Below are 12,561 nucleotides of genomic sequence, written 5' to 3'. Positions count from 1 at the left end.
AATTAACGATTAACGCTCAGAAATTGGCGTATAGCTGCGCGCTTCTGGGCCCGTATAATCTGCACTTGGGCGAATGATACGGTTGTTAGCACGTTGCTCTTTCACGTGTGCTGTCCAACCTGTTACACGACTCATCACGAAAATTGGCGTGAATAACTTAGTTGGAATACCCATGAAGTGATACGCAGATGCATGGAAGAAATCAGCATTACAGAATAATTTCTTTTCACGCCACATAACTTCTTCACAGCGAACAGACACTGGATAAAGAACATCGTCACCCACTTCTGCAGCCAGTTTTTCTGACCATTTTTTGATGATCACGTTACGTGGATCTGATTCGCGGTAGATAGCGTGACCAAAGCCCATGATCTTGTCTTTACGCTCAAGCATACCCATCAGTGCATCTTCAGCTTGATCTGGGCTTGTGAAGCCTTCAATCATATCCATAGCGGCTTCGTTTGCACCGCCATGCAGTGGACCACGTAAGCTACCGATAGCACCGGTTACGCAAGAGTGAATATCCGACAATGTTGATGCGCACACACGCGCAGTAAATGTCGATGCATTAAACTCATGCTCAGCATAAAGAATTAAAGACACATTCATTACTTGCTCAAACAGTGCTGATGGTGCTTTGTCATGTAATAAACGTAAAAAGTGTGCACCTACCGAATCATCATCAGTTTCAGTGTCGATACGAACGCCGTCATGACTAAAACGATACCAGTAACAAATAATGCTTGGGAATACGGCAACTAGGCGGTCAATCGCATCATTCGCTTGTGAGAAATCTTGCTCCATTTCTAGGTTACCTAGCATAGAACAACCGGTGCGCATTACATCCATTGGATGTGCGTCTTTAGGGATGTTTTCAAGCACTGTTTTTAGTGCTTCAGGTAAACCACGTAGTGATTTTAGCTTTGCTTTATATTCAGTAAGCTCAGATTCTGTTGGTAATTCACCACGCGACAGTAAAAATGACACTTCTTCAAACTGCGCTTTATCTGCTAATTCACTAATATCATAACCACAATAAGTTAAACCTGAACCTGACTTACCTACTGTACACAGTGCTGTTTCACCTGCTACTTGACCACGTAAACCTGCGCCGCCTAATGCTTTATCTACCATGAGTGTTCTCCTTATATGTTGTCGTTATGATTTTTTAGCTGAGAAAAGGTTATCGAGTGTGTTTTCATATGAGTGGTAATCTAAAAACTCATATAATTCTGCACGTGTTTGCATGTTGTCTAATTGGCTTTGTTGTGAGCCTTCGTTAAGAATAGACGAATACACATTAAGCGCTGCTTTGTTCATCGCTCTAAATGCACTTAATGGATAAAGTACAATTTCAACACCAACTTCGCTTAACTGCTCTTTTGTATAGAGCGGTGTTTGACCAAATTCAGTGATATTCGCAAGAATTGGCACATTTAACGCTTTAGCAAACGCTTGGTAATCTGCTAAATCATGCACAGCTTCTGCAAAGATAGCGTCTGCGCCAGCTTCAACACACGCTGCTGCGCGGTCAATCGCTGCATTTAAGCCTTCTTTTTGGAATGCATCAGTACGCGCCATAATGTAAAAATCACTGTCTGTTTTGGCATCAACCGCAGCTTTAATACGGTCAACCATTTCATCTTTAGACACGATCTCTTTATTAGGACGGTGACCACAACGTTTTTGTGCTACTTGGTCTTCAATATGGAAGCCCGCAGCACCCGCTTTAGTCATTTCTTTAACGGTACGAGCAATATTAAATGCACCGCCCCAACCTGTGTCAGCATCAACAAGAAGCGGTAAGTCGGTAGCGCTGGTAATTCGACGAATATCTTCAAGTACGTTATCTAGGCTAGTCATACCTAAATCTGGCATGCCGTATGACGCGTTAGCAACACCTGCACCTGAGAGGTAAAGTGCTTGGTGACCTGTTTTCTCTGCCATCATTGCGCAGTACGCATTGACGGTGCCAACCACTTGCAATGGCTTGTTGTTGGCAATTGCTTGTTTGAACTTTAATCCTGCTGACATTGGATAACTCCTATCTTTGAACGGTTTCAGCTCTTTGGCTGACTCTATTTTTAAATCTAAATTGTGACTGTTTAACTACGGTGCTACTGATTTTTTGCTGCGAGTAAGTCAAACTTCGTCTGAATATTTGCCTGAGACGCGCTGATATGGCGTTTCATAAGCATTTCGGCTAATTCACCGTCATGGTTTTCAATGGCATTAATAATAGCCAAGTGTTCATCAAATGCTTTTGATACACGTGGCCCAACCATACCCATTTGTACACGGTACATACGAATTAACTGGTACAACTCATTACATAAAAGATGAATTAAGTGTGCGTTTTTCGACCCTTTTATAATGCGATAATGAAAATCAAGGTCGCCCGCTTCTTGGTAGTATGATTCACCTTCTTTTACACGCTGTGTTTGTAAGTGCTGGTTCAATAACTGTTTTAACCCCTGCACTTCTTCAGGTTCCATGTTGTCGGCAGCTAACCGACAAGCGAGCCCCTCAAGGGCACTACGTACCTGATAGACTTCGATTAAACGCTCAGCGGTCAGTGCGACTACACGGCAACCAACATTGGCTTTACGCTCTACCAAATAACAGCTCTCTAAACGATTTAGCGCCTCACGTAGGGTGGCACGGCTTACACCATAGCGTTTAGCAAGTTCTGGCTCAGAAATTTTGCTCCCCTGCTCAATGGTGCCTTGTACAATTTCACGACGCATGTCGACAAACACTTGGTCTGATGCCGTTGTTATCGTGATATCGTTGTAGTTATCGTTGGCTTTTTGCTCTGTCATAAATAGGTCTATTTAAGTACTAAATTAAGATTGTCGACAATTTGTGAGTTCACTATGCGCCCTATCATCGAATGTGTCAACCTTGAGATCGGAAAAATAGACTAAAAAACCAGCAAAATGTCGACATAAAATGATATTTATCAAAAATAATGACTATAAAAGACATTTATATCGGCAATTTGTCGACACTTTAATATCGCTCGTAAAAAGCTAAAAATATCCCCCGAAAGCGCTATAAATGGTATGATCCGCCTATTATTACGTGACGTGAGAGCCATTTAGTGGACGCTAATACATATATTCCAGACTCATTTATTGATGATGTAAAAAGCTACCTTCCTGAACATTTATCATTAGACGATTTTATTGCAGCCTGTCGTAGCCCACTTAGACGCTCAGTTCGCGTAAATACATTAAAAATGTCAGTCGATGAATTTCAGCGTCAATGCGCCAATAAAGGATGGGAGTTAACAGCAATTCCATGGTGTGAAGAAGGATTCTGGTTAACACGTCCAAGTGAGGAAGAAGAAGCCCTTGCAATCGGTAATACCGATTTACACTTAAGTGGCGCTATGTATGTACAAGAAGCCAGCTCAATGCTGCCGCCGGTTGCACTCAGAGCCGAGGTTGAGCAAAGCAATACGGTATTAGATATGGCATCGGCACCAGGTTCAAAAACATCACAAATCGCTTCCATGATGGATAATAGTGGCGTGTTAATTGCCAATGAATTGTCATCGTCACGCTTAAAAGTATTGGCAGCAACCCTCAAACGTATGGGTGTTGGTAACTGTGCGTTATCACATTTTGATGGTGTGATCTTTGGAGATTACATGTATGAGTGCTTCGACAGTATTTTGCTAGACGCCCCGTGCTCAGGTGAAGGCACGGTTCGTAAAGATGCAGACGCCCTAAAGAATTGGTCAATCGAATCTAATATTGATATTGCTGCTGTGCAAAAAGCACTCATCAAAAGTGCCTTTTACGCCCTAAAACCCGGCGGCACATTAGTTTATTCGACCTGTACTTTAACACCCCTTGAAAACCAACAAGTGTGCGAATATCTATTAGCTGAGTTCCCTGATTGCATAGAAGTACAATCACTCGATAGCCTGTTCGATGGCGCAGATAAAGCGACAACCAGCGAAGGTTATTTGCACGTTTGGCCGCAAACTTACGATAGTGAAGGTTTCTTCATCGCTAAATTTAAGAAAATAGCGTCAAGCGATAACCCCAATCAAAAAGTTAAGAAAGGCGCATTTCCGTTTGCTGAGTTTGATAAAAAGCAAAGCCAAGCGTTTATGCAAACAATTAAAAAACAGTTCGGTCTAAAATCACTTAAAGGCACCTTAATGCAGCGTGATAAAGAGCTTTGGTTGTTTCCTGATGGCTTTGATGAACTGCAAGATAAAATTAAATACTCACGTTTAGGTATTCAACTTGGTGTAATTCACAAAGGTGGGGTTCGCTTAGCGCATGAATTTGCCACCGTATTTGGCCAAGATTGCGATAAAAATACCTTTGAGATGTCTGCTTGCCAAGCAAACGATTACTTTAACGGTAAAGATATTCGGCTTGAAAAACCAACTCAAGATAATGGTGAAGTAGTGTTAATGTTATGTGGCTGTCCGGTAGGCCTTGGTAAGTGGCAAAAGAATAAAATTAAGAACTCATTACCACGTGATTTAGTACAAAATGCCCAGTTGATAACTTGGGTATAAGTTGCGCATAAGGCTTGTATAAAGTAGGCACCTTTTTAGGTAAAAAGCCGTAACAGGCTGATTTTAAACTAGTATAAAATTTGTACATTTACCGTGCAATTTCCTGCTAATTAACTACACTTAAAAGTACTTTCTACTTCTCCCTACTGAATTTAGAAGGTGTTTTTTTATAGTTAGCGCAGGCTCGCACGAGCCACCCCTAAGCCCAGAACAATGCGGATTCGTTCTGGGCGTTTTTTATTCTGATTATTCGATTAATGTGTGTTTAAATCGAATTCTGTAATTTGGTTGTCAGCATGAATTAGTTCATATTTTGCGAGCAAACCATCATTGAGCTCTATCAAACTGATAGCTGCATTACTAACCAAATACTTTTGCCCTTCCCCCATAGTTTGGTGTTTATCAACTTCCATCTGCCAACGTTTAGTAAAAAAGTTAAGTGGGCTTTTTGGGGCATATAAAATCGAATCTAGCTTATCGAGTACATTAATGAGCTTGCGAGGAAACTCATTTTTAATACCACTGGCGGTTAACTGCCAAATACGGTTTTTATGTTTGCCAAAGCGCTTTTGCACTGAAAAACAAAATGAATAATGTACATCACCAGAGAGTATCAAGGTTTCTTTTGGTGTATCTTCACGGCGGAAAGTATCAAGTAGCTTTTTAGCGGAACCTTCGTGGGCCATCCAGTTTTCAACATCAACTAGCAAAGGTTGCCCACAAAAATTAAAAATAGCTTGGATTGCTTCAATTGATTTAACACCAAACACCGGTGCTGGAGATACAATAATCACTTTATCGTGAGACAATAAGCTTTCTTCTAGTTCCGTTAGCCTTTCCCAATCAAGTAAGCCAGATGGTTCATTGAAGTTTTGTTCATTACGCCAGCGATGGGTTCGGGTATCGAGCACCACAACTTTGGGTATGGTATTAAGCTCATAATGCCAATGGTTAAAATTGAGTATTAGCTTATCAAAGTCTTTAAAATGCCAACTCTGCTGCTTTAAACTCTGCTTAAAACTTGGCAATAAAGACAATGAGTTAGTACCCGCATCATTACCAATCCCTTGCATTAACCAATAACTAATCAGGCCATTATTTACTATGCGTCGGCTAGCTGGGTGCTGATAAATAGCCTGCTCCCATCCTGCGGTTAAGTTCCAATCATCGGTGACATCATGATCATCAAACATCATCAATGTCGACACATTGGCGAATAACCTTTCGACACTGTGAAGACCCTTTGCAAAACCAAGCAGTGCATCTTTTTCAAGTTTAAATAGATTAGCGTATTTAGGGGCTAATGCTGGGCATTCAATTGATTCGAACTCAATTAGCTGCCAAGTAACCGCGCTGAAGTTTAATAAATAAAGCGCTATAAATTCTTGAAAATGGATTAAGTGGTTTTCAGCTTTTAAGCTTGAGAAGTGCGGCTCATCTTTTTTAAGCCAATAACCAACACCAAATTTGCTGCGTTTTTGCCAAGGCACTTTGGGTAAGTGTAAATGGCGCTGATAAAGTTGCTGCTCAAACCCTGCTGGTAAATCTAAATCAAGCGCTGGCTCTACAAACACACCAAACAAGCTAATCACTTTTTCAATCGCGAGCAGCATAGGCCCTGCGACATCATCTGCATATATTTGATCGCCAGATAACAATAATAAGTCAGCACCTGCATTAAGAGATTGACGCTGGTCATTTTGCCATTTGTCAGCAGCAACGAGACTATCTTTTGCTGGGTGATGAGGGTTACGACAGGAACCATGAAGAATTCTATCGAGCCTATTGGGGATCACAAATGCAGGAGATTCAGCTCGCTCGTAGCAATAAGACGACAGATCAATGCTTTTATCTTCATCATGTAACGAATAATAGATCAGTGAATCTACTGTAAACTGGCCACTGACTGGCATGACATTGATGAAATTTAAGTAAAGATGTTGCCCTAATTGAATTGACTCTAAGTTAGAGTAAGTATCAACACCTTTAAACTCAATTCGGTATTGGCAAGGCACAGTTGTAACAAATTGAAAGCACACTCGCCCTGCATCTGCTCGGCGTACCATTGGCCCCATTACTAACTGAGGTAAATTTGATACGCCTTGCACCACTACGCCCTTTTAGCTTGATTGAACAACGAGTAAAAGTTGTTAGTTGTTGCTTCGGCTAACTCGTTAAAAGTAAGTCCTTTTAACTCAGCGATGTAGTAAGCTACATCTTCAACGTAGGCTGGTTGATTTGTTTTACCACGATAAGGAACAGGCGCTAAATAGGGTGAGTCTGTTTCAATTAATAAGCGATCAAGCGGGATTTGCTTTACAACATCTTTTAGCTCAACGGCATTTTTAAATGTAACGATACCCGAAATCGAGATATAAAAGCCCATATCAATGGCTTTTTTGGCCATTTCCCAGTTTTCTGTAAAGCAGTGTAATACACCACCACAATTCTCTGCATTATGCGCACGCATTAGATTAATGGTGTCTTCTCTGGCATCACGAGTATGAATAATTAGCGGCTTATTGAGCTCATTAGCAACCTCGATATGACCAACAAAACTTTCTTGCTGAACTATATGGGTGTCTTTTGAGTAATAGTAATCTAGACCGGTTTCACCTATCGCAACCACTTTATCGTGGCTAGCAAGTGAAATAAGTTTTTGCTTATCGAGCGCGTCTTTTTGATCAAGTGGGTGAACGCCGCATGATGCTGAAACATCTGGATAGTGTTTGATTTTATCCAGCATCGTTGGGAATTGATCTAAAGTGACACTCACGCACAAAAAATGTTCAACTTTCTTTGCGCGAGCATTTTCAAGTACTTGGTCTAAATTAAGGTCGAGTTTATCGAAATCGAGCCTGTCTAAATGGCAATGAGAATCTACAATCATGGTACTACTTTTATTACATGGTATAGGTCGGATTGCCAGAGTTTAACATAGTACCCAAAAGTTTTTCGATCTTCGCATTCAAATTCGTTTTGTCATCAATAAAATTCACACCGATACCCGGTGGATTTGAACTTTGAGCACCTTGCGGGGTGATCCAAGCAACTTTACCTGTCACTACATCGTCTTCCAATGCATCAGGTAAAGTAACTTTTAATGCAAGTGAATGGCCCATTTCAAAACGCATATTAGTGCGAACAAATAAACCACCATTTTTTAAGTACGGCATGTAACAGCGATATAATTCTTCTAAGTCTTCAATATCTACTAATAATTCTTGCACGATGTATCCTAATTTTGGCTTTCACGTAATGAAAACGCTAACTTCGAAATGGCCAGCGACATATTTAAACCTAGCACATGCGAGCTATTATACAGAAATTCTGCTATGGCTTGTTGCGCTTTTTGGTAGCTGAAAAAATCCATCCCTAATACTAATTTTTCCTTTAAATGTTCTGTTAAAAACAGAACAAATACATTAATCAAGGTGCTATCTTTGCTAAGGATCTCGACTAAAGCACTGAAATTATCGCTGTCTTTTAACTCAGTTGCAAATTTATAGAGGGAATCTATTGAGTCTAATTGCTTTTCATTATACCAATGCTCAATAAGCATTGGCTGCTCTACAAATAGTTCTAACCAAGAATAATGAGGTATATTAAATTCACCCAACCATTTTTTAGCTAGGCTAGGATTTACCTTTACCTCATGAACTGCACAGCGGCTTAAAATTGTGGCTGGCAATAAAGCCAGTTGTTCACAGGTTAAAAGCAGGTATCGATTTAAACTGGGTTCTTCAAGAGTTTTTAACAAGGCATTTGCAGCTGCGGTAGTCATTTTATGACTGTGTTCAAGTACCACCACTTTATTACCATTTTGAGCTGATGAATGATTAATAAAATCTGTAATTTCACGCACTTCATCAACACCAATAGTTTGGCCTTCAGCCTTTACAACGCGCTTGTCGGGATGTGTGTTTGCTCGGTTTAATTGACAGCTTTTACATTTTCCACAGGCAATTAGGTTATGGGCATTAGAGCACAGTAACGCATCAGCTAACATATCAACTAGCTCACGTTTTCCTACACCGATATCGCCATTAAATAACTGTGCATGATGGAAACGTTGCTGCGAATAGCTTTGAGCTAATTGCTGATATAAAGGTTCAAGCCATGGCAAAGGCATGCTAATTCACACCTTTGAAGAATTCATCAAGCACACTGGTAATAGCTGCATGCACTGCAGGCATGGTTTGATTAGCATCTACTGTTTTGATGCTGTTGTCAGTGCTTGCAATTTCAAGATAACGTTCTCGAGTGCGCTCAAAAAAGCCTAAAGCTTCTTGCTCTATACGGTCTAGTTCACCACGTCCTTTTGCACGTTCAAGACCCACTGCAGGTTCAATATCTAAATATATCGTTAAGTCTGGTTTTAAACCCTTTAGCACCATATCAGCTAAAAAAGAAAGTTGCTCTTGTGCAATCCCACGACCACCCCCTTGATACGCTTGCGATGAGAGATCATGACGATCACCTAACACCCAAGTGCCCTTTTTAAGTGCTGGTTCAATGACATTAGCAACCAATTGCGAACGTGCCGCATACATAATTAACAGCTCAGTTTCAGAAGTGACTGTTTCTTGATGAGCCTGTTTTACGATACTACGTAGTTCTTCTGCCATGGGTGTTCCACCTGGCTCACGTACATTGATAAATTCGATCTGCTTATTTTCTAAATAAGCTTGGCACACGGCAATTGCCGTTGATTTTCCAGCCCCTTCAAGGCCTTCAATCACTATAAATTTCGCTGTCATATGACTCTATTCTGGTTGTTAATTCAATTGATACTGTTTAACTGCGCGATTATGTTCTTGTAACGTTTTCGAAAATTGATGGCTGCCATCTCCCTTCGAGACAAAATACACGTACTCAGACTCAGGCGGATTAACTGCCGCAAGTAGCGCTGCTTTCGATGGCATGGCTATTGGTGTTGGCGGTAAGCCTTTTATTTTATATGTATTATACGGTGTATACGTTGTTAAATCTTTGCGCTTAATATCACCATCAAAATCCGCACCTATACCATAGATAACTGTCGGATCGGTTTGCAAACGCATATTGGTTTTTAAACGATTAGTAAATACCGCCGAAATTAATGGTCGCTCAGAAGCAAGGCCGGTTTCTTTTTCAATAATCGACGCAAGAATTAAAGCTTCATAGGGTGAGTTTAAAACTAAATCTGGCGCTCTTTTTTGCCATGCAGCCTCTAATTCTTGCTGCATTTTGCTGTATGCGCGTTTTAATAAGCCACTGGCGCTATCTTCACTATGGTAATGATAGGTGTCTGGGAACAACCAGCCTTCTAAATTTTCTTGCGTGCTACTTATCTGAGTCGCTAAATTTTCTGGATCTAAATCTTGAGTTAAATGAGCTTGTTTTGCTATGTTTGCCACCACTTCACGAAGAGGTTGCCCTTCAATAATAGTGAAACTAAAGCTTACTTGTGCACCTTCATTGATACGGCGAATATTATCAATCACAGCGCTTGTATCAAGTTCATACAGACCCGCTTTTAAATCAGTAAGAGTCGGATCTAATTTAGCGAGTACCTGAAATTTAAAGCAGCTATCAACCCATTGTTTTGCTTGCCATGCTTGGCAGAGTTGATTAAAGCCAGTGCCGCGCTCTACTTTGAATAAAGTACTGTTTTCAACTTTTAACGGCATTTTTAGTGCTGATTGAAGCTGTTGATAGCCAATACCACAACATAGCAATGCTAATAACAGCACGCTAACAATGACTTTTATCACGTATTCTCCTTGGCAAACTGCGCCGCTAATAGCGCGTTACTGCGTACAATATCAAACTGTGTATCAGCAATGCTTGTAACCGGAACCACACCCATTAAACTGTTGCACATAAATACGGCATCCATAGCTAGCAACTCATCCAGTTGGATTGCTTTAAACTCAATGGCTAACTTACCACATAAAGCGTTTAGATAAACCCCTGTAATACCGCAGCCATCTAACTTGGGTGAAACGATATTACCGTTTTTAATGGCGAATATATTTGCAGCTGAGCACTCAATCACATTATTTTTATAGTCAAGCACCACAACGTCATCACACTCAACAGTATGCATGTGCTTTTTTATAAGTACTTGCTCTAAACGATTTAGGGTTTTTAGTCCAGCAAGTAACGGTTGGTATGCAAGTCTCACGTCACTTATTGCTAATTTAACACCCTGCTGTTGCCAGGATTGATAGTGTGAAACCGCAGGTAATACAGTGATAAGAATTTGGATATTGGGTGTATCTGGTAAACCATAACCACGACCACCTGCGCCACGAGTGACGACTATTTTTAAAATACCCGTTTGTGTATCACTAATTGCTTGGTTAACTTCACACTCAATTGCGCTTAAATCTAATTCGGGGAAAAATAGCCTTTGCGCGCATTCTTCTAAACGCGCTTTATGTAAATCCCAGTGTTCAACCTCTGAGTCCACCACTGAGGCAGTCGTGAAAAAGCCATCACCGTAATTTAAGCCACGATCTTGTGTGCTTATTGTGGTGTCTGGTGTGATTATTTTTATTGTTTGTTTTAATTTACTCATACAAAAAAGCCCAGTTAAACAACTGGGCTCTTCTTTTAGTCCGTTGTTAAAAAGAATTATACCTTTTTAAACAGCAACGAGCCATTAGTACCACCAAAACCAAATGAATTACATAGTGCGTAATCCAATTTAGCGTCACGTGCAGTGTGCGGTACATAATCTAAATCACAACCTTCATCAGGGTTATCAAGGTTAATTGTAGGGCTTACTTTCTGGTCAACAAGTGACAAGATAGTAATAATTGACTCTACTGAGCCTGCTGCACCTAACAAGTGGCCCATCATTGATTTAGATGAACTTACCATCACATCTTTCGCTGCATCACCAAAAATAGTTTTAACGGCTGATGTTTCGGCTTTATCGCCTGCATTAGTCGATGTACCGTGAGCATTAATGTAACCAACTTGGTCTGCATTAACTTGTGCATCGTTTAATGCATTTTCCATTGCCAGTGCTGCGCCTGCACCGTCTTCAGGTGGAGAAGTCATGTGATATGCATCACCACTCATACCAAAACCTACCAGTTCAGCGTAGATTTTCGCACCACGTGCTTTTGCATGCTCATATTCTTCAAGTACGATAACACCGGCACCATCAGCAAGAACAAAACCGTCACGGTCTTTATCCCAAGGGCGTGATGCTGCTTGTGGATCGTCGTTACGTGTTGATAGTGCACGTGCCGCATTAAAACCACCCATACCAATTGGTGTAGAGGCTTTTTCTGCACCACCGGCTACCATTGCGTCTGCATCACCGTATGCAATCATACGCGCAGCATGACCAATGTTATGTAAGCCTGTTGTACATGCCGTAACAATTGAAATGTTTGGACCACGTAAACCATGCATAATCGATAAATGGCCCGAGATCATATTGATAATAGTCGAAGGCACATAAAATGGTGAAAGCTTACGCGGACCACTATTTAGTAGTTTAATGTGGTTTTCTTCGATTAACGTCAAACCACCAATGCCAGAACCCACTGCAACACCAACGCGCGTGGCGTTTTGTTCAGTGATCTCTAGACCAGAATCTTGTAGTGCTTGTACACCCGCTGCAATGCCATATTGGATAAACAAATCCATTTTCTTTGCATCTTTCGGTGACATGTAAGCTGATGCATCAAAGTCATTCAGCAAACCTGCGAATTTGGTGCCGAAACTTGAGGTATCGAAATGTGTGATAGTTTGAATACCACTTTTACCGTTTAACAAACCTTGCCAAGTAGATTCAACATCATTACCTAGCGGTGTCAACATTCCTAAGCCAGTTACGACGACTCGACGTTTAGCCACGGGTTGCCTCCAATAAGGAAATTATTTTAGGTAGGTGTAAACCAAATTATACCAATAACGTTATATCGCGTCATTTGAAGAAAAAGCTAAATTAGTAATATGGCAAAAGCTTCATTGTTAGTGATTTTGAATCAGAAACTTCCACTACATTGTTGCTA

12 protein-coding genes are annotated in these 12,561 nt (G+C 40.7%); 1 reads left to right on the top strand and 11 read right to left on the bottom strand.

Annotated features, from left to right (window positions below):
• Nucleotides 1–9: 9 nt before the first annotated feature.
• The 3 genes from prpC to E5N72_RS10270 all read right to left on the bottom strand — a co-directional run bounded on the left by prpC (nucleotide 10) and on the right by E5N72_RS10270 (nucleotide 2,822).
• Entirely contained in the window at nucleotides 10–1,134 is a 1,125-nt protein-coding gene (gene prpC, locus E5N72_RS10280) for a 2-methylcitrate synthase (RefSeq protein ID WP_135924349.1), read from the bottom strand.
• 24 nt (nucleotides 1,135–1,158) lie between these two features.
• Nucleotides 1,159–2,034 carry a methylisocitrate lyase gene (gene prpB / locus E5N72_RS10275; RefSeq protein WP_135924348.1) on the bottom strand — a complete coding sequence of 292 codons (876 nt, stop codon included), beginning with the start codon at nucleotides 2,032–2,034 and terminating at the stop codon, nucleotides 1,159–1,161.
• 83 nt (nucleotides 2,035–2,117) lie between these two features.
• Nucleotides 2,118–2,822 carry a GntR family transcriptional regulator gene (locus E5N72_RS10270; RefSeq protein WP_054554723.1) on the bottom strand — a complete coding sequence of 235 codons (705 nt, stop codon included), beginning with the start codon at nucleotides 2,820–2,822 and terminating at the stop codon, nucleotides 2,118–2,120.
• A gap of 281 nt (nucleotides 2,823–3,103) precedes the next feature.
• Here E5N72_RS10270 and rsmF point away from each other — a divergent pair, with 281 nt between their 5' ends.
• Nucleotides 3,104–4,543, top strand: coding sequence for a 16S rRNA (cytosine(1407)-C(5))-methyltransferase RsmF (gene rsmF / locus E5N72_RS10265; RefSeq protein ID WP_135924347.1), 1,440 nt, complete (start codon nucleotides 3,104–3,106; stop codon nucleotides 4,541–4,543).
• A gap of 254 nt (nucleotides 4,544–4,797) precedes the next feature.
• Here the strand turns inward: rsmF and E5N72_RS10260 are convergent, their stop codons facing one another.
• Genes E5N72_RS10260 through fabF form a run of 8 tightly spaced genes read right to left on the bottom strand, consistent with a single transcriptional unit; the run spans nucleotide 4,798 to nucleotide 12,403 of the window.
• Complete coding sequence (locus E5N72_RS10260; RefSeq protein WP_135926274.1) at nucleotides 4,798–6,618, bottom strand: alkaline phosphatase D family protein; 1,821 nt, start codon at nucleotides 6,616–6,618, stop codon at nucleotides 4,798–4,800.
• Nucleotides 6,619–6,653: 35 nt separating this feature from the next.
• The gene (locus E5N72_RS10255) at nucleotides 6,654–7,433 is read right to left on the bottom strand and encodes a YchF/TatD family DNA exonuclease (RefSeq protein ID WP_135924346.1); all 780 of its coding nucleotides are present in this window, start codon (nucleotides 7,431–7,433) and stop codon (nucleotides 6,654–6,656) included.
• Between the two features lie 13 nt (nucleotides 7,434–7,446).
• Nucleotides 7,447–7,773 carry a PilZ domain-containing protein gene (locus tag E5N72_RS10250; RefSeq protein WP_054554720.1) on the bottom strand — a complete coding sequence of 109 codons (327 nt, stop codon included), beginning with the start codon at nucleotides 7,771–7,773 and terminating at the stop codon, nucleotides 7,447–7,449.
• Nucleotides 7,774–7,781: 8 nt separating this feature from the next.
• Nucleotides 7,782–8,675 carry a DNA polymerase III subunit delta' gene (locus E5N72_RS10245; protein WP_135924345.1) on the bottom strand — a complete coding sequence of 298 codons (894 nt, stop codon included), beginning with the start codon at nucleotides 8,673–8,675 and terminating at the stop codon, nucleotides 7,782–7,784.
• Nucleotide 8,676: 1 nt separating this feature from the next.
• Nucleotides 8,677–9,303, bottom strand: a complete 627-nt coding sequence (tmk, locus tag E5N72_RS10240) for a dTMP kinase (protein ID WP_135924344.1) — start codon at nucleotides 9,301–9,303, stop codon at nucleotides 8,677–8,679.
• An 18-nt stretch (nucleotides 9,304–9,321) separates the two neighbouring features.
• The gene (mltG, locus tag E5N72_RS10235) at nucleotides 9,322–10,299 is read right to left on the bottom strand and encodes an endolytic transglycosylase MltG (protein WP_135924343.1); all 978 of its coding nucleotides are present in this window, start codon (nucleotides 10,297–10,299) and stop codon (nucleotides 9,322–9,324) included.
• Nucleotides 10,296–11,108 carry an aminodeoxychorismate lyase gene (gene pabC, locus E5N72_RS10230; RefSeq protein ID WP_135924342.1) on the bottom strand — a complete coding sequence of 271 codons (813 nt, stop codon included), beginning with the start codon at nucleotides 11,106–11,108 and terminating at the stop codon, nucleotides 10,296–10,298. Before pabC ends, mltG begins: the two co-directional genes overlap by 4 nt.
• Before the next feature lie 56 nt (nucleotides 11,109–11,164).
• Entirely contained in the window at nucleotides 11,165–12,403 is a 1,239-nt protein-coding gene (gene fabF / locus E5N72_RS10225; protein WP_135924341.1) for a beta-ketoacyl-ACP synthase II, read from the bottom strand.
• Nucleotides 12,404–12,561 lie beyond the last annotated feature (158 nt).

Origin of the sequence: Pseudoalteromonas sp. MEBiC 03607, assembly GCF_004792295.1 — a bacterium.
GTDB classification, from domain to species: Bacteria; Pseudomonadota; Gammaproteobacteria; order Enterobacterales; family Alteromonadaceae; genus Pseudoalteromonas; species Pseudoalteromonas lipolytica_C.
Note: the sequence above shows the minus strand (reverse complement) of the source record. Positions and strands in the feature narration are given on the sequence as shown.